General features: G+C 35.9%; 17 protein-coding genes. 5 read left to right on the forward strand and 12 right to left on the reverse strand.

Features of this window, described 5'->3' with window-relative positions; all coding sequences use genetic code 11:
* Positions 1-50: 50 nt before the first annotated feature.
* Complete coding sequence (locus GXM17_RS08510) at positions 51-4,406, forward strand: PKD domain-containing protein (protein WP_163398884.1); 4,356 nt, start codon at positions 51-53, stop codon at positions 4,404-4,406.
* Positions 4,407-4,423: 17 nt separating this feature from the next.
* Complete coding sequence (locus GXM17_RS08515; RefSeq protein WP_163398886.1) at positions 4,424-5,425, forward strand: PorP/SprF family type IX secretion system membrane protein; 1,002 nt, start codon at positions 4,424-4,426, stop codon at positions 5,423-5,425.
* Between the two features lie 107 nt (positions 5,426-5,532).
* Here GXM17_RS08515 and GXM17_RS08520 read toward each other — a convergent pair whose 3' ends face one another.
* From GXM17_RS08520 to GXM17_RS08570, 12 genes are all read right to left on the reverse strand, one after another.
* Positions 5,533-5,943 carry a VOC family protein gene (locus GXM17_RS08520; RefSeq protein ID WP_163398888.1) on the reverse strand — a complete coding sequence of 137 codons (411 nt, stop codon included), beginning with the start codon at positions 5,941-5,943 and terminating at the stop codon, positions 5,533-5,535.
* A 214-nt stretch (positions 5,944-6,157) separates the two neighbouring features.
* Positions 6,158-6,571, reverse strand: coding sequence for a lipocalin family protein (locus GXM17_RS08525; protein WP_163398889.1), 414 nt, complete (start codon positions 6,569-6,571; stop codon positions 6,158-6,160).
* A 264-nt stretch (positions 6,572-6,835) separates the two neighbouring features.
* Positions 6,836-7,210, reverse strand: a complete 375-nt coding sequence (locus GXM17_RS08530) for a VOC family protein (RefSeq protein WP_163398891.1) — start codon at positions 7,208-7,210, stop codon at positions 6,836-6,838.
* Positions 7,211-7,241: 31 nt separating this feature from the next.
* The gene (locus GXM17_RS08535; protein WP_163398892.1) at positions 7,242-7,631 is read right to left on the reverse strand and encodes a VOC family protein; all 390 of its coding nucleotides are present in this window, start codon (positions 7,629-7,631) and stop codon (positions 7,242-7,244) included.
* Between the two features lie 115 nt (positions 7,632-7,746).
* Complete coding sequence (locus GXM17_RS08540; RefSeq protein WP_163398894.1) at positions 7,747-8,301, reverse strand: REP-associated tyrosine transposase; 555 nt, start codon at positions 8,299-8,301, stop codon at positions 7,747-7,749.
* Between the two features lie 239 nt (positions 8,302-8,540).
* The gene (locus GXM17_RS08545) at positions 8,541-9,056 is read right to left on the reverse strand and encodes a DMP19 family protein (protein WP_163398896.1); all 516 of its coding nucleotides are present in this window, start codon (positions 9,054-9,056) and stop codon (positions 8,541-8,543) included.
* An 87-nt stretch (positions 9,057-9,143) separates the two neighbouring features.
* On the reverse strand, positions 9,144-9,392 hold the full coding sequence (locus tag GXM17_RS08550) for a hypothetical protein (RefSeq protein ID WP_163398898.1): 249 nt from the start codon (positions 9,390-9,392) through the stop codon (positions 9,144-9,146).
* Positions 9,380-9,556, reverse strand: a complete 177-nt coding sequence (locus GXM17_RS21660) for a hypothetical protein (RefSeq protein ID WP_208796428.1) — start codon at positions 9,554-9,556, stop codon at positions 9,380-9,382. Before GXM17_RS21660 ends, GXM17_RS08550 begins: the two co-directional genes overlap by 13 nt.
* A gap of 287 nt (positions 9,557-9,843) precedes the next feature.
* A complete protein-coding gene (locus GXM17_RS08555) occupies positions 9,844-11,283 on the reverse strand; it encodes a TolC family protein (protein ID WP_163398900.1) in 1,440 nt (479 codons plus the stop codon).
* Positions 11,276-14,443: an efflux RND transporter permease subunit gene (locus tag GXM17_RS08560; RefSeq protein ID WP_163398901.1), complete on the reverse strand. Its 3,168-nt coding sequence runs from the start codon at positions 14,441-14,443 to the stop codon at positions 11,276-11,278. Before GXM17_RS08560 ends, GXM17_RS08555 begins: the two co-directional genes overlap by 8 nt.
* 149 nt (positions 14,444-14,592) lie before the next feature.
* Positions 14,593-15,672, reverse strand: a complete 1,080-nt coding sequence (locus tag GXM17_RS08565) for an efflux RND transporter periplasmic adaptor subunit (RefSeq protein ID WP_208796429.1) — start codon at positions 15,670-15,672, stop codon at positions 14,593-14,595.
* A gap of 170 nt (positions 15,673-15,842) precedes the next feature.
* The gene (locus GXM17_RS08570) at positions 15,843-16,223 is read right to left on the reverse strand and encodes a hypothetical protein (protein ID WP_163398903.1); all 381 of its coding nucleotides are present in this window, start codon (positions 16,221-16,223) and stop codon (positions 15,843-15,845) included.
* Between the two features lie 300 nt (positions 16,224-16,523).
* Between GXM17_RS08570 and GXM17_RS08575 the strand changes: the two genes are divergently transcribed.
* The 3 genes from GXM17_RS08575 to GXM17_RS08585 all read left to right on the forward strand — a co-directional run bounded on the left by GXM17_RS08575 (position 16,524) and on the right by GXM17_RS08585 (position 19,208).
* On the forward strand, positions 16,524-17,414 hold the full coding sequence (locus GXM17_RS08575) for a Fic family protein (RefSeq protein ID WP_163398904.1): 891 nt from the start codon (positions 16,524-16,526) through the stop codon (positions 17,412-17,414).
* A 121-nt stretch (positions 17,415-17,535) separates the two neighbouring features.
* Complete coding sequence (locus GXM17_RS08580) at positions 17,536-18,036, forward strand: tetratricopeptide repeat protein (protein ID WP_163398906.1); 501 nt, start codon at positions 17,536-17,538, stop codon at positions 18,034-18,036.
* 212 nt (positions 18,037-18,248) lie between these two features.
* On the forward strand, positions 18,249-19,208 hold the full coding sequence (locus GXM17_RS08585) for an ion channel (RefSeq protein WP_163398907.1): 960 nt from the start codon (positions 18,249-18,251) through the stop codon (positions 19,206-19,208).
* Positions 19,209-19,236 lie beyond the last annotated feature (28 nt).

A 19,236-nucleotide genomic window follows, 5' to 3' on the forward strand; every position in this document is an offset into this window, starting at 1 on the left:
TAAAAAAAAAACACATACTTTTACCGCCGAAAATAACCGAAAATTACTACATGAGGAAACTTTACTTCTTAAGATTACTTTTTATTTTAATCATTTCTACTGCCTACAGTTATAATCATAACGATAGAAATAATTCTATTCATAAAGATTACAGCAATATTACAGCGCCAGGCGTAGATTTCAGTTTTACCAATGATGGTTCCTGTTCAGGTACTCCTGTAACATTTACCCCAATAGTAACAGGAACTGCTCCTTTCTCTTGCAAATGGGAGTTTGGAGACGGATCAACTTCTACTGAAACGAATCCGAGTCATGTTTTTACGGCAGTTGGCTGCGGAACCCAGAATTTCAGTGTAAAATTGACCGTCAAGGATGCAACTGGTGAAACTTCTGCTACAAAAACTGTTATTGTGAAACAGAAACCCGATTTAAAGTTTACAGACCTGAATGCTCCGGGTTCTAATAAACCTTTTGAAAGATGCGGGGATAATAATTCAAATCCAAAATACACCATTAATGTTGGGAACAGTTCTGCTTCTGCTTCCTGTGTAACATCTTACAATGTTAACTGGGGAGATGGAAGTACGGAAACAAATGTCACTTTTCCAAAAAGCCATGAATACCAAAAATTGGGTTCTTTTAATATGGTAATTACTGCCGTCGGAAGCTGTAATAATTCTGTCACTTATGTAGTTAAAAATTCCAACAACCCAATTGGTGCACTTATCGCTCCCGGAAACACAACTAATTTATGTGTGCCGGTTGACCCAATGGATTTTGCAATTGGCTCATGGGCACTTAACCCTTCAGATACCAGATATGTGGTTGACTATGGCGATGGCACAACTCAAAGTTATACCCAGGCACAACTGGAAAGCTCCGTTTATTACAACAGTCTAAACCCTCAGGCTTCCCGAAATTTCCCTATTCCTCATAAGTTTACAAGAGCTAACTGTCCATCAGGAAATACAGTTACCTTAACCATAACAACATCCTGCGGAAGGACTTATCTTACTGCGGGTCCTATTATTATTTTAGATGTACCGGTAATCAGTTTCAGCGTTCCGTCTGTTGCTTGTGTGAATTCATCTGTATTCTTTAGCAATTCAACTTATGCAGGTTATACAAATGGCTGTAGTACCCAAAATGTTTATACATGGGATTTTGGGGATGGCACAACTTCCAGAGAAGTTAGTCCTTATCACTCTTATGCAGCACCTGGAACTTATAAAGTTACACTCAAAGCTACAACACCATGTGGTGTCGGATTAGATGTTCCTGCACAATATATATGTGTTGAACCTGTATTACAGCCACAATTTACTTTTGGCAATGCCTGTGCTTCAGAAGTAGTTCAGATAACAAACAATACAGATACCAATTTAAGTTGCGGTGTTTCAAGCTTCTATTGGGAAATTACAAATTATTATGAGGCTTTTTGTGGCAAGGAAACATCACCGGGATCAGGAAGAGGGCAATGGAATTTTGCCAACGGAACAAATTCTTACTCTAAAAATCCGGCTTTTAATTTTGTAACTCCTGGTGTTTATACTGTTCGATTGAGAACAATTAATTCCTGTGGAATTTACAACTACAACTCACAGCAAATTCAGGTGAAAAAGAAACCTGTTATTTCTCTAAAACCTATTTCAGATTTTTGTAAATCAGCAACCATCTATCCGGAAGGGATAGTAGAAGAAACATGTTCTCCTCCGTCAGAAATCACTTATTCATGGAGTTTCCCCGGAGGTACACCTTCAACTTCTACATCTCTTAATCCGGGAGCTGTTAATTATACCACAACCGGAAATTATGTAGCAACTTTTAGGGTTACCAATAGCTGCGGAACGACTGAAGTCTCCAGAAATTTCTCTGTAGATATGGTACTTTCGCCAGTTATCACTCCTAAAACAGCTAAAATTTGCAGCGGAAATTCTTTTAATATCACTCCAATTAGCAACGGAACGACTGATAATGTGCCATCGGGAACTACTTATGTATGGTCAACTCCTGTGGTTTCTCCCCCGGGGGCAATAAATGGTGCCACTGCACAATCGACCCCAAGAGCAAGTATCAGCCAGACTTTAATAAATAACACTGCCAGCCCTGCAACGGTGACCTATACCGTATCTCCCATATCCACTTCATGTCCGGGTCCTGATTTTACAGTTACAGTCACGGTAGATCCTTTAATAAATGTGGCAGATACTATTAAAGGCGCTACTTGTTTTGGATCTGCCGACGGTTCTATTTCTATAAATGTAACTGGTGGTATTCCTTTTACAACTGGTAATCCATACCAATTCTCATGGACAGGCCCTAATAATTTTACAAGTACAAGTGAAGATCTTTCTAATTTAAAATCAGGTTACTACAATTTAAGGGTTATTGATAATGGAAATTGTCCCTTTGTAAAAACTTATTATGTTCCTGAACCGGGATTATTCCAGTTTTTCCCAGGCAAAAATGATATAACTTGTTTTGGTTTAAATAACGGATCTATCAATCTATCAACCACAGGAGGAACACAGCCTTATAATTTTGTATGGACAAAAGACGGAAATCCATATCCTGTCAATTCAGGAAATCTAAGCAATCTGGGACAGGGAGTTTATGTCGTAACCGCTACTGAAGCTAACAATTGTAACATTCTTACCGAAACATTTACCATAATCGAACCACCACTACTGGAAGTAAAATGGGAAAGCCAGGTTGATGTTTTATGTTACGGATACAATACCGGTGAAATTAATGTAAGTTCATCAGGAGGAAGACCTGCTCATCGTTACAGCTGGACAGGTCCAAACGGATTTAGAAGTAATCTTCAGAATTTAAAGAACCTTTATGCAGGTACTTATAATTTAACAGTTACGGATAATTCCGGCTGTACTGTACAATTAACAGTTGAAATACTTCAAAACCCTGAAATTAAATTAAACTACTCTGTTACTCATTTAACTTGTTACAGCGTTAGGGACGGAGTTATAAAAATTAATTCTATCACAGGAGGAGTGCCTTTTACAACGGGCGATCCGTATATTATAAAATGGAGCAATTTAGGAACTGGTATGGAACAGTCTAATTTGTCTGCAGGAAACTATTTAATTACTATTACTGACGCCTTAGGATGTCCGAAAGATTTTCCAATAACAGTTAACAATGCGCCGGTTTTTATGATCAATCCGGACTTTCAAAACATTTCCTGTCATGGAGCAAATGATGCTCACATCCGACTTAATCTTGTTGGCGGACAGGCACCTCTTAAACTGGAATGGAGTGATGGCTCTACAGCCGGAATTGAGCGAAACAATCTTGGCCCGGGAAGTTATAAAGTAAAAATTACAGATGCCAAATTATGTGTAATTGAGGCAGAATATATTGTTGTTGATCCGCTTGAATTAGAAATAAGAGGAGATGTCTCAAACCCGCTTGATTGCGTTAAAGCAAATACAGGTGTTATTGACCTTATCGTTACTGGAGGAACTGCACCTTATACTTATACCTGGTCTAACGGTGCAAGAACTGAAGACTTAAGCGAGCTTACTCCAGACAATTACACCGTTACCGTAACAGACTCAAGAGGCTGTAAAAAATCAGATACCTTTAAAATTATCCGATTTGAACAGCTTACACCTACTATTGAAGTTTTAACTGATTTTAATTGCGATACCCGATTTGTAGATCAGACATTCGTAGGACATGTTAAAGGAGGAATTCCGCCATATACTTTAAAATGGTCCGACGGAATAGTTTCAGGTGCTAATGGCGAAATAATGAAAACCGACAATAAAGGATTAATTATTTTTACTGTCACAGATAGTTTTGGATGTACCATGGATGTGTCTCATAATGTCAATAAACCTGTTTTGGGTGTAGCAAATTTTGCTACCAGTTCTTATGGAAAAGAGTTGTTTGACCTTTATGCTATTTACGACCCTGTTAAATTTACAAATCTGGCTACAGGAGATTTCACAAGTACTTCATGGGATTTTGGAGACGGCAATTTTTCTACAGAAACAAGTCCGGAGCACATGTATACAAGAGAAGGTACTTACACAATCAAACAAGTAGTTAATTATCCTTTTGGATGCCAGTATTCTTATGAAACCAGTATTGTTGTAGAAAAAGGATACAAACTCGTTATGCCAAATGCTTTTACGCCAAATAATGACGGAATCAACGATTCATTTGCACCTGTATTTCAGGGTCTTAATAACGTGACTCTGGACATTTATGACACATGGGGAGGTATTATTTATACAGAAACCGGTGTAAACATTCATGGCTGGAGAGGAAAAATTAAAGATCTGGATGCTGAAAACGGCAATTACTATTTTAGAATAACGGCCAAAACCTTCTACAATCATACCATAACTGAAAAAGGATCATTAACATTAATTAAATAAAAGCAACAGATTAAAAAATGAGATTAAAATTACTAGTTGTTATACTGATAACATGTTGTTTTTATACCAAAACAAGAGCACAGGATCCTATTTTTACACAATATTTTTTAGTTCCAGAAACCTTAAACCCAGGTTTTACCGGTTTTATGGAAACTACTTATGCCGGAATTATTCATCGTGAGCAATGGCCTGAATTAGACCTAAGTGTTGACACAGATTATGCCTTCGTGAATACCTGGAGTGATAAACTCAATAGCGGAATTGGCTTAAATATTTTAAATCAAAGAGAAAATGCTTCCAAATATAATTATACACAAGTCAATGCCAATTATGTCTACAAGGTCAGAATAAATGATACATGGACTTTCAGACCGGGTATTGAAGCAGGATTTGGATTAAAGTCATTTGCCTTTGGCAACTTATTACTCGAAGATCAGATTAATATAAACGGACCAAATAATGGAAGTTCAATCGATCCTTTACTGGCAAATGACAAGGTTACTTTTTTTGACGTATCAGCCGGAATGGTTTTTAATACAGATGATCTTTGGATTGGCCTTTCGATGAAACACCTCAACCGACCAAACATTGCTTTGAGTGCAAACGGCAACCTGCCTCTAAACACATTTTTCTCACTAAGCAGCGGGTATGAATTTTTGGTGGCCGATTATATTGATGTATTGTTTTTTCCGTATGAAACCAAAATGTTTTTTACTTCAAACTACATGCAGCAAGGACGATATAACCGATTTGATTTAGGAGCTTCCATCTTATTCGAAAAAATGTTTTTTGGAACCACTTTCGTTACCAATCCTGCTAAAAACGGAATGAACAATGAATTATTAACCTCTGTCAATTTTTTCACAGGTTTGCAGTACGAACATTTACGATTAGGGCTTTCTTATGATCTCAATACAACCAAAATAGGAAGAACAGGAGGCGTTTATGAACTTTCATTAACCTATCAGTTTGATTTGTCACGAAAATGTTTTGGATGCCCGAATTATGGGGATAATTAACGATTAAATTTCGTTTAATATCATAAATCAAAAACCTCTCTGAACTACTTGGAGAGGTTTTTGGTATTTATAAGCGATTCTTTAGCTTTATCTTGAAGCGATGTACTTTATGCTGGCTCCCACAATTCAATTTTGTTGCCCTCCGCATCCATGATATGTAAAAATTTGCCGTAATCATAAGTAGCTATTTCATCCAGTATGGTTACTCCGTTTTCTTTAAGCTGTGTTTCTAAGCCCTCAATATTCTGAACGCGGTAATTGATCATAAAATCTTTTTTGGACGGAGAAAAATATTCATCACCCTTTTTGAAAGGACTCCATTGAAGCGAGTTTATTTCTTCTGGTTTATTGAGATCCCTGGATTCAAAACTGGAAGTACCCCAATCACTCATTTCAAAACCTAAGTTTTTGGCGTACCAGTCTTTTGTTTCCTGAGGATTGTCCGAAAAAAAGAAAATTCCCCCAATTCCTGTGACCTTTGGTATTAAATTATCTACATTACTTTTTTGATCTTCCATATATTTGTTTTGAGTTAGTCAAAATCTGAACTAATATAATCAAAATCAATTTATTATTAGCATTTTTAACCCACCATATCCAGGAACAAAATTCTTTAATGAGTTAGGGATTAATCAATATAACCTTTTGAATACTAAAAAAAAACGGAAATTACTTTTCAGTTATTTCCGTTTTTTCCCTAATTCAAAATTGTTTTTTATTTCAAGATTTTATTTATCTTTTATAAACTGTAATAACGCCAGTCACTTTTTCTTTTAATTTCAACTCTTTGTTAGTAAGATTCATAATATCAGAAGTTGTGCTTAGACTACCAAAAGTTAGAGTCAAATCATTATGAGATCTCACATAAGTTCCTGTTGTTTCAGTTTTGTTGCAATTATCATTATAATCGCCCCTAACTGCAACATTGCTCAATTTTAGTTCTAAATAATCTTTTTCAGTATCACAATCTTGTTCTACATCTGTTAAAACCTCTTGTCCATCAACTATTCCTCCAATCTGGCTTAACTCATATTTTCCCTGAATTGGTACAATTGTTTCCCCTTCGTTATCTTCATTGCTGCAAGATGTAGTTGCGAGTAATCCAAAGCTTAAGGCTAATACGTATAAAAAATTTCTAGTTTTCATGTTTTTTTGTTTTTAAAATTATAATTTGATTTTGTTATTACGAATTTACATTCGATGTAATCCAAATTTGTTTCATAATTTTTAAAATAACTTACATAATTGATATTTTATTAATAAAAACACACTTTTACTTTAATTATTCAAAGAATAAGCCAAAAAAGAACCTTCTGAAAAGAATTCTCAGAAGGTTGCCAGAATTAATTTTTATTGATTTTCCCACCCGATACTTATGTAATTCATTAAAAATGAGAATCTTGTCATTCCTTATTCTTTTTGCCTCTTCTGCAGGTTGAATACGTTTCCGGCCGGATCCTGAATCCAGTGCATATTTTTTGGAATCTCTTCAATTTCGTCGCATGTCTCCACCCCATTCGATTCCAGATAATTTGTCGCTTCTTCTACGTTTGGAACTGTAAGCTGCAGCCAGGTTTCTGAATGGGTATAATTATCTACACAGTCCAACCATATAATATTATGACCGAATTTTACTTCGAATGTCCTTGAAACTGTTGGATTTTCTATAGGCTTTTCTTCAACTTCCAGTTTTAAAACATCTCTGTAAAAAGCAACCGTTTTCTCGAATTTACTTTTTGGAATTTTTATTGCAATGTTAATTCCTGCTTCAAATTTTGGATTCATGGGATTGTTTTTTTTTAACTATTATATTCATTTACAAAACATAACCAATTTCCCAAATGTGTCCAAAAGGATCTATTAGCTTTCCAATTCTCCAGTCTTCTTCTGTAGTCATAGGGCATATTGTAGTGGCGCCAAATTTCAAGGCCTGATCAAAAAGCTTGTCTGCATTTTGGGTTGTAAGAATTAATCGGACAGGACTATTGGATTCAATTTTTGGACTTAAGTTGCCAAATTCCGGTTCTTCATCTCCAATAAAAAATGAGGCATTTTCGATAGCTAATTCAGCACTTATTTTTCCGTTTGAAAATTCATATTTCGTTTTTTCGGTTGCACCAAAAGCAGCAATATAAAAATCAAGAGCCCTTTTACCATCGCTTACTGTCAGGAAAGGTTTGATACTTATTGTAGTATTAAGAGTCATCTTATAATTATTTAATTGTTATTTATTATTTTGGGTAAAACAATTCTGGTGCTCGTTTGCAACGTGTACCTACTTACTTTTAAACCTTAACCAAAGCGTTTGCAACGCGGCTCATTTACCACAATGGCTCAACTGCAACATTACAAAAAACAGTATTATCTTCTTCGTAATTTCTATAACTGCTGTTTACATAATCACGTTCATGAAAAACAACCTCAGCGTCTACAGGATTATAATGTATGTATTTTATTCTCTGTTCTATTTTCCCTAACGTATCCAATATAACAGGATGAAAACTATCCTGCCAAAGTTTATAGTTTTTTGCTCTTCCTGTTGTTATTGCTTCAAAACTAAATTTTCGCAAAAGCCATTCACGTCTGCTTTCAGGATACTCTTTTATAGCTTCAATTAATTTTTTTGAAGTAAATTTTTTAAAATCACGGACAATGTTTTGCAATTCACCATCTGGCGCAGTTACAATTAAATGAATGTGACTACTCATATACACATAAGCGTGAACACTTAGTCCCTTTTCTTTGATACAATAATTTAATGATTCGTCTAAAATATCACAATAAACAGGTCTTATAAATAAATCTACCCAGTCAACTACTGTTATCGTTATAAAAGTGGGAACTGTACTGTCTATTACTTTGTACTTTTCTGACATTGTTTATTGTTTCAGATAATTTTTTCGTTTGTTATGACTGTTTGTTTTTGTTAGCCGCGTTGCAAACGCTACCACTATTCTTTTAATTTAAGTAGGTACTCGTTGCAAACGAGCACCAGATTGATTCAGATATTTTCGCTTGTTATGATTATTTGTTTTAGTAAGCCGCGTTGCAAACGCTAACACTATTCTTTAAGTAGGTACTCGTTGCAAACGAGCACCAGATTGAGCATAGGTTTTTAAATTTCATTTCTGTGAATCTCAGCATATTTTCGATATAAATCACGCATTGGTCCATCCGGATAATTTGAAAACTCACTATCAAGTTTGACCATTAAGTTTTCGGAGTTTTCATCTGCATTGTCAAAAAACCAACTTCCATCCTGAGGTAGCAATTCAATCGCTTGCTTTATAAATTCAGCAGATTTTGTTGCCCCAATTTCTTTTAATGCACCTACTACTTCATTAGCATATTCTGAATAATATTCTTGTAGAAAACTTAAAATAGAGTCAGCTTGTCCTGCATTTTCTATAAGCATACTAAGAAATAAAACTCTTTGAGCATGATTTAAAACAAAAGGTTTAAAATCACATTGCTTACTTAAAATTTCATACAATGCAATTGAAAAATCACTATTATCTAGTAAAAATAAACTTTCGATATCTTTGTTTTTGACAATTTTATTTCGATGACGAATCTGATTTTTTATTTCTTCTGTCATCCAAGGTAAATCCCCGAATTCTTCTGTTTCCATATATTGTTTTTTTGCTGATAGATATATACGGTGCTAAATAGTTACCTTACAAATATCTCTATGTTCTTCAATTCATGTAAATACTCATTACAAACGAGCATTAAATTGGTTTACATTTAGCAAGCTAGTGAATTTACCAAAAATCAAATTAAATGACCTTTTAAAAATTAAACCTAGAAATATGAATCGCATGAGCCCAACAAACATGGTAAGCGGTACTAACATCCCAAAAGCTCCAGGAAAACCAATTTTAAAAGCATTGTAAGAAATACCACCTATTGCAAATATAAGCATTATTGAAATTAACACTTTGAAAGGGTTATTTACTTCTCCCATAACATTAACGTAGCCATCTGAAAATCACCTCTTAATACAGTAAATGCACCAATACCAACCTCGGAGCCTATAATTTCGAAATAGTTTGCATTTATTCGTCCAATAAATTCTTTATTAGTTGATTTAGTTGAAAGACTATCAGATTCTAATGTATTCAACTTCAATAATTCAATACTATTTTCAGAATTATCTGTTAATTCATTTATAATTCATTGTTGGAAATATTTTCATGGAGATTTACTTTAAAATTAAGTATGACTTCATTTATACCTTTCATATAACAACTCCAACCCACCACATTTGGTTTTACTTTGTATCATAAGGTATCATTCAGCTAATATAACAATCTTATTATTACAAATCATTTCAACCACCAAATCATCCACAAAAAAACCTCCCGAAAATTCTAACTTTTCGGGAGGCTCAATCCTACAAAATAAAAAAAATGATATTATTTCCAGCCTCCGCCTAAGTCTTTGTAAACATAAACTGCTGCGTTGAGCTGTTCTTTTTTGGTATCTATCAATTCTAATTTTGATTCTAAAGCGTCACGCTGTGTCATCAAAACTTCGAAATAATCTACTCTTGCCGACTTAAACAAGTCATTCGAAACTTCGATCGATTTATTTAAAGCGTCCACCTGCTGTGATTTTAAATCGTAGCTTTTTTGTAAATTATCAATTTTAGAAAGCTGATTCGAAACTTCCAGATACGCATTCAAAATCGTACGGTCGTAATTGTACAACGCCTGAAGCTGTCTTGCATTAGCACTAGAAAACTCCGCTTTGATAGCATTTCTGTTAATCAGTGGCGCTGCAAGATCTCCTGCAAGCGAGTATAAAATAGATTCCGGAAACGTAAACAAATAAGACGGTTTAAAGGCCTGTACACCAAAAGCTGCCGAAATATCAAGCGAAGGATAGAATTCGGCACGGGCTACTTTTACATCTAATTTGGCTGCAACCAGTTCTAATTCGGCTTGTTTCACATCCGGGCGGTTCATCAGTAACTGAGACGGAATTCCGGAGTTGACTTCTGCAGGCAATAACGTTAAAAAGTTACTGTTGGTTCTCTTCACTTCCTGCGGATATCTTCCCAATAAGAAATTGATTTTATTCTCGTTTTCTTTAATTTTCTGGAGAATATCAAACTCTAAACTTTTTGAAGTCAAAACCTCAGCCTGAAACTTCTGAACGCCAAGTTCTGTAGCCCTGGCAGCCTGTTTCTGAATTTTTACGATGTCTAAAGCATTCGTCTGCAATTCGATCGTTTGTTTTACAATATCCAACTGACTGTCTAAAGCCAATAATTCGTAATATGAATCGGCTACCTCAGCAATTAGGTTGGTAATCACAAAATTTCTTCCTTCTACAGTTGCCAGATAACGATTTACTGCCGCTTTTTTAGAATTTCGCAGTTTTTTCCAGATATCGACTTCCCAATTGGCATAAGCAGCAATGGTAAAATCACCCAGCGGATCCGGAGTTTCTACCCCAGGTTTTATTTCTGTAGTGGCATCACCCGCTCCCTGACTGGTGTAGCGCCCAACTTTTTCTACTCCCGCTCCGGCACGTACACCAACAGACGGAAGTAAAAGTCCTTTTTTAACACGGATTTCATTTTTTGCAATTTCGATTTCCTGCAGTGTAATGTTTAATTCCTGATTGTTTTTTAAGGCTACCTCAATTAAGTCAATTAGATTTTGGTCCTTAAAAAATGTTCTCCACTTCATGGAACCCGTATTAACTGTATCCAGGTTTTTCCCTGTTCCAAAAGATTCCGGAACGGGTGCACTTGCCGTTACTGTCTCGGCTACAGGAGCTTTACAGCCCACTACAGCAAGACAAAGACTTAACGCAATACTATATTGATATGCTTTGAATTTATACATGATTATTGTCAATTTCTTCAGTTAATGAATTTTCTTCTTCATGTTTTACCAGCTTATATTTCTCGGCTATTTTTCCAAAAATGTAATACAGACCCGGAATCACAAATACCCCACAAATAGTTCCGATAAGCATCCCTCCTGCTGCAGCGGTACCAATGGTTCTGTTTCCAATTTTACCCGGACCAGTTGCAAAAGCAAGCGGTAATAATCCGGCGATAAAAGCAAACGAAGTCATCAAAATTGGACGAAAACGAGCTTTTGAACCTTCCATAGCAGCTTCCAAAACTGATTTTCCTGCGGCATGCCTTTGAATGGCAAACTCGACTATCAATACAGCATTTTTACCCAAAAGACCAATAAGCATTACCATCGCAACCTGAGCATAAATGTTGTTTTCTAATCCTGCGAATTTCAATAGAAGGAAAGCTCCGAAAATACCTACCGGTAACGAAAGAATTACAGATAAAGGCAAAATGAAACTTTCGTACTGAGCTGCTAAAACCAGATAAACGAATCCTAAACAGATTAAGAATACCCAAATAGCCTGATTTCCCTGCGCTACCTCATCGGCAGAGATACCTGCCCAGTCAATATCATACCCTCTTGGTAGTTTTTTGGCTGCCACTTCCTGAATTACTTTAATCGCAGTTCCGGAGCTATAACCCGGAGCAGGACCACCACTAATCTCTGTAGAAGTGTACATATTGTGTCTCGTAATTTCTGAAAGACCATACACTTTTTCCAGTTTCATAAAGGCTGAAAATGGCACCATTTCGTCATGATCATTTTTTACATACAATTTCAAAATATCATCCGGCTGGGCTCGATATTCCGGTGCTGCCTGGACGATAACTTTATAGTTGATTCCGTATTTAATAAAACTGATTTCGTAGTTACTACCTACAAGCGTTGATAAAGTGTTCATCGCATTTTCGATAGAAACCCCTTTTTGCTGCGCCAGATCATTATCAACTTTCATCATATACTGAGGGAAACTCGCACTAAAGAAACTGAATACGTTGGTTAATTCAGGACGTTTGTTCAGTTCTTCAACAAATTCTTTATTCACCTCTTCCAATTTTTTAAAATCACTTGTACCCGTTTTATCGAGCAAACGTAGCTCAAATCCTCCCGCTGCTCCATATCCGGGAACTGCCGGCGGCTGGAAAAATTCGATATTGGCTCCCGGAATGTCTTTCGATTTTTCTTCGAGTTCAATCATAATTTCCTGAACGGATTGCTTTCTGTCATTCCAGTCTTTCAGGTTGATCAGACAGGTTCCGGCATTTGCTCCCGTACCTTCTGTCAAAATTTCGTAACCTGCCAGTGAAGAAACTGATTTTACTCCTTCTATACCTTCGGCCACTTTTTGCAATTGCTCGGCAATATTATTGGTTCTTTCCAAAGAGGAGCCCGGAGGTGTCTGGATAATCGCATAAAACATTCCCTGATCCTCATTCGGAATAAATCCGGAAGGAACCGTACTGCTTATTAACCATGTTCCTGCACAAAATCCAAGAAGCGCAACAATGGTTACCACTCTTCTGTTTACAATTTTTGCCAGTACATTTTGGTATTTACCCTGAGCCAGGTTGAACTTATTGTTGAAACCATCGATAAATCGGTTTACCGGAGTTTTCTTCTTCGGCTTACCATGATTATTTTTTAGCATCATCGCACAAAGCGCGGGCGTTAAAGTCAAAGCCACAATACCCGAAAGTATAATTGCCGTTGCCATTGTAATCGAAAACTGTCTGTAGAAAACTCCAACTGGTCCAGACATAAACGCAACCGGAATAAATACTGCCGCCATTAAGAAAGTGATTGCAATAATGGCCCCCGCAATTTCATGCATCGCTTTTTTAGTAGCCTTAAATGGCGACAGATGTTCTTCTTCCATTTTGGCATGGACGGCTTCAATAACTACAATCGCATCATCGACGACGACTCCAATTGCCAATACTAAGGCGAATAAGGTAATTAAGTTTAGTGAAATATCGAAGAAAGTCATGAACACAAATGTTCCCACTAACGAAACCGGTACTGCAATTGCCGGAATAACTGTAGAACGCCAGTCACCCAGAAAAAGGAATACTACCAGTCCTACCAGGATAAAGGCTTCAACCAAAGTGTGAATTACTTTTTCGATAGAGGCATCAAGGAATTTTGAAACGTCATACGAGATTTCATAGTCCATTCCTTTTGGGAATTTGGTTTTAAGTTTTTCCAGTTTGGCTTTTACGTCTTCAATAACCTGATTGGCATTACTTCCAAAAGACTGCTTTAATACAATCGCCGCAGATGGTTTTCCGTTCAGGTTCGAATAAATATCGTACATCGAACTTCCGAATTCAATAGTTGCAATATCTTTTAAACGTAAAAGTTCTCCGTTAGGATTAGACCTTACGACAACATTACCGTATTGTTCTTTGGTTGTAAAACGTCCTGAATATTTCAATACATATTCAAATGCCTGGGAACGCTTACCGGAACTTTCCCCAGTTTTTCCTGGTGAAGCTTCCAGACTTTGGCTGGATAATGCTTCCATCACCTCTTCGGCAGAAATTTTATACGCCAGCATTCGGTCCGGTTTTAACCAGATACGCATCGCATACTCACGTGTTCCTAAAATATCTCCGGATCCAACACCGTTTACCCTTTTCAGTTCTGAAAGTATATTGATATCTGCATAGTTGTAAAGGAACTTCATATCGGTATTTTTATCCGTACTGTAAAGATTCACATACATCAGCATACTTGGAACTTCACGGGTAATCTTCACACCTTCCCTAACAACTAAAGGAGGTAATTTATTGGTTACCGAAGCTACACGGTTCTGAACATTTACAGCAGCCTGATTCGGGTCTGTACCCAGATTGAAGACCAGCTGAATACTGGCTTCACCGTCATTTCCGGCATCTGAGGTCATATATTTCATTCCCGGAACACCATTTAAAGCTCTTTCCAACGGAATAATAACCGACTTAATCATCAATTCTCCATTCGATCCCGGATAATCTACAGTGATATTTACCATTGGCGGAGAAATCGAAGGAAACTGAGTAATCGGTAAATTTAGTACCGATAATATTCCTAAAAAGACAATGATTAGCGATATTACAATCGACAGTACAGGTCTTTGTATAAATTTATTAAACATCTGTTTGTTTGTTTTTAATGATTGGACTAAAGAGAAAGTTTAAAATTTGTTTCAGGTTTCAGGTTTGCTCCACTAATTCACTAAAATCCTCGTGTCGAGTTTCCGTATAAACTTGAAACCTGAAACTTGAAACGAAAAAAACAAAAAAGCTACTCCGCTTTTAATCGTAAATTGTTAATGACCTTTTGCGGAGCGATATAACCGTAATTGATTTTGTCATCTTCTTTTACTTTCTGAACTCCTTCCAATAAAATTTTATCATTTTCAGTAAGTCCGCTGCTGATCACATATAAATCCGGGATATCGCCTGTAATCGTGATTTCTTTTGAACTCACTTTATTGTTTTTGCCCACTATGAATACATATTTTTTATCCTGAATTTCATAGGTCGCTTTTTGCGGAATCACAATAGCATTTTTCAACGGAACAAGCATCTGAACTTTTCCGGTTTCTCCGTTTCTAAGCAGTTTTCCATTGTTGGCAAATCTGGCTCTGAAAGCGATATTTCCGGTTTCATTATCAAATTCACTTTCAATAAGTTCTACCTTACCTTTTTCTTTAAAAATAGCACCATTGGCCAAAAGTAAGTTTATATTATTTCCGGCACGGTCTTTTACGTTCGTCTGATATTGCAGGTATTCCGGTTCAGATACATTAAAATAAGCAAACATCTGGGAGTTGTCAGAAAGGCTTGTCATCAATTCGCCTTCATCAATAAGACTTCCTAATTTTAACGGGATACGGTCGATTGTTCCGTCAAACGGCGCTCTGATTTCTGTAAATGATAAATGCAGTTTTGCCAGTGCCACTTCTGCTTTTGCAGATTGTAATTTTGCCTGAGCAAGACTTAGTTCATTTTTAGAAACGACATTTTTGTCTGCCAGCATTTTGGCATTCAGCACTTCGATTTCTGCTGATTTTTGTTCTGCCTGCGCTTTCAGCAATTCTGCCTGATATATGTTTGGCATAATTCTGAACAATAGCTGACCGGCTTTTACGAACTGACCTTCATCAACATAAATATTTTGTAAAAACCCTTTTTCCTGAGCACGGATTTCGATGTTTCGTACAGAGCGTATCTGCGAAACATACTCTTTGGAAAACGAAGTGTCAATTTTTACAGGATTGGTTACTGTAAATTTTTCTGCTTCCTCTTTTTCTTCTTTTTTAGATGTACAACTGGTTAGGCACACTAAGGCAATTAAGCCTGTGAAAACAATTCTTTTCATGATTTAAGTATGGAAATTAAGCGATTAATGACTGGAATGCAAAGATTCCATTAGAGGTAAAAAGCATCAGTAACCATCGTCAGAACAGAACTGTCCCATGTGAAGAAATAAAAATATACATCACGAGATATGAAATGCTCATAACTCAGGCAACCGATGTATAGGTATTATCAGATTCTTAAAACGCGCTGCGTAATGTAAATAGGATTTGAATAGCCACAGAATGGCACGAAGAATTTGAAATGGCTGTGATAATTAACCGTAATCTGATCCGAAAATGCCAGATACCAATTATCAAGAAGACTGTAATTTGAAGTAAAAACTTTACCGCTTAAATCACTTTTAAGAGCATCGCCGCCCTGAAATTCCTCATCAAGGTCAACGTCTGCTTCTTCAAGGATAGGAGTTCCCTGTTCGTGAGTGATATATTTTATGCGGTGTTTATGCTCGTATGTATGATGAGAATTTTGATGAGTACCGGCATTGATATATTGCCCTCCGCCCAGCAGAAGGAAATTAATGAATACCAGAAATACAATTATTCTTCTCATTTGGTTGCGAAAGTAAGCAAAGAATTGAAACTAAAAAATAAATTTTAATAAGGTTTAACAACTGGAAATAACGAAAACGTTTTCTTTGATTCATTAAAATTCAACTAATCAAATTTTCAGGTTCCATTTGTAAAAAACAGAAGATTTTTTACTTATCATCTACACAAAAGCTTTTAACCTGATTTTAAATATTTTACAAATTTTAAATTAATCACCTATGTCGCTATCGGCAAAAATCAACGTTTAAAAGATGCTTTTTTGTTGTATATTTGCCGATAACGGCATTTTTTAAAATAAATTATGAAGTATATTTCAGTTCGTGAATTCGCTAAAAAATGGAAACTGTCTGAAAGAACAGTACGTCATTATTGCGCTACAGCCAGAATAAAAGGTGCTTTCCTGACTGGTAAAACATGGAATATTCCAGATGATGCTATACTGACTGAAAAAGGAAATAAAAAATTCAGTAATAATATATTGCTCAACCATTTAAAAGAGCAAAAAGACATGAAACTGAAAGGGGGTATTTACCACCGGACTCAGATTGATTTTACTTATAATTCTAATCGTATTGAAGGAAGTAAACTTACGCAGGAGCAAACACGTTTTATTTTTGAAACTAATACAATTGGAGTTTCTAAAGAAAGTGTCAATGTAGACGATATTATTGAAACTTCCAATCATTTTCGTTGTATTGATTTGATTATTGATAAAGCAAAAAGCAAGTTAACAGAAGGTCTTATTAAAGAGTTGCACTTTTTATTGAAGTCAGGCACATCAGATAGCAGAAAAGACTGGTTTAATATTGGGGAGTATAAAAAACTTCCTAATGAAGTCGGGGGCAATGAGACTTGTACTCACAACAAAGTTAACGCAAAAATCAAAGAGCTGCTTTTTAACTATCATAAAAAAGAGAATAAAACTTTTGAAGATATTATTGCCTTCCATCACCAATTTGAAATCATTCATCCCTTTCAGGATGGCAATGGACGCGTAGGAAGATTAATTATGTTTAAAGAATGTCTTGCCAATAATATTGTTCCTTTTATAATTGATGAAGAATTAAAATTATTCTATTACAGGGGATTGCAGGAATGGAATCTTGTTCAGGAATATCTCTTAAATACTTGTCTAACCGCTCAGGATAACTATAAGTCTCTCCTTAATTACTTTGAAATAGAGTTTAAATAATTTTTTCATCATACATTAAATTAATTCTTACTTTTCATTTTTTTAAGCAAAAAGACATACGCTTACAAAAGAAATATTTATATATTCGTTTCATATTAAATTAAACCCCAAATTAGTTTTTATGAAAAACATTTTACTTACTTTATTTTTTATGGCGGCCTCGTCAGTATGGTCGCAATCAGCAAACGATTTTTTCGATAAAGCAATGAAAAAAGCCGAAGCCGGAAACACCAAAGGGGCCATCGCCGACTACACAAAAGCAATCAGCAAGAATCCAAAATTTGTAGAAGCTTATCAAAACAGAGGAGTTGCCAAATTCAAACTGAACGATTTACAGGGAGCTTTGACCGATTTCAACAAAACGCTGGAATTAGATGACTTTAATTCCGGTGCCTATTCAGGAAGAGCAAATGTTAATTACAAATTAATGAATTATCCCGATGTAATAAAGGATTGTACAATGTCAATTAGCATCAATCCGAAAGATTATGTTGCTTATAACCTTAGAGCTCTGGCTTACAACAAATCAGGAGATAAAAAAAATTGCTGCAAAGATTTCTCTAAAGCAATCGAGTTAGGAAGTCAGAGTGCTGTTAAAAACAGGGCTACTTTCTGTAAATAAGCATCCATTACGAACACAAACCTGACAATCTGTAGAGTTTACTTTTTACAGATTGTTTTTTTATTTAAAAACCGCATTAGTTTTAATTTAGCCTACTGAATTAATCCTTATTGCAACAGCGTTTTTTGAACTGAAAGGCTCCAACTCCGCTCTGCCTGACAATCTGTAATTACAATAAAAGATATCCTTACATTTGCACAAAATAAAACCAAATGGCGCTTTTAAGAAAAATAAACCACAATGTACAAACGGATGAAAATTCAGGGTTTGGTGCCAATGCCAACAGTTATGGCGGACGATTTGTAAACAAAAACGGAACCCCGAATATCGAAAAAAGAGGGATGCATTTGTTACGCCGGATCAGCTGGTACCACACCATGATTGATATGCCCAACTGGAAATTCATGCTTATACTGTTTGTTTTTTATATTGTAATCAATTTTGTTTTTGCCGTTCTTTATTATGCAATCGGAATTGAGCATCTGCACGGTATTGCACAATCCCAAAGCATACTGACACAATTTGGTCAGGCCTATTTTTTCAGCGCCCAGACTTTTACAACTGTGGGTTACGGACATATCAGTCCAACAGGATTTTTAACCAGTGCTCTTTCTTCGGCAGAAGCTTTGATCGGACTTTTAAGTTTTGCCATTGCAACAGGCTTATTCTTTGGTAGATTCAGCAAGCCAACCGCTTTCTTAAAATTTTCGCATCATGCATTAATCTCACCTTATGGAAAAGGCAAAGGGCTGATGATTCGGCTTGTTCCTTTCAAAAATACCAATTTTACTGATGCCAAAGCAAAAGTAACACTCGGAATGACCATAGAAGAAAATGGCAAAATGACGAATAAGTTCTATAACCTGGAATTAGAATTAGACAGGATTAATGCCCTTTCACTAAGCTGGACATTAGTTCATCCCATAACCGAAAACAGTCCTTTGTATAACTTTACTGAAGAAGATTTCAACAAAATTCATGGTGAAATTTTAGTATTTATCAGCACTTTCGATGATATGTTCAGCAATACAGTTGCTGCGAGGACTTCGTATACCTTCAAAGAAATTATATATGGAGCAAAATTCAAAACCATGTATAATCCAAGCAAAGATGGTTCCAGAACAATTTTGCACTTAGATTTATTAAACAGCATTGAACCGGTAACTTTCTAAAATCTATCATTTTTATTTTGTTTTAATA

Source organism: Flavobacterium fluviatile (assembly GCF_010645065.1).
GTDB lineage: Bacteria > Bacteroidota > Bacteroidia > Flavobacteriales > Flavobacteriaceae > Flavobacterium > Flavobacterium fluviatile.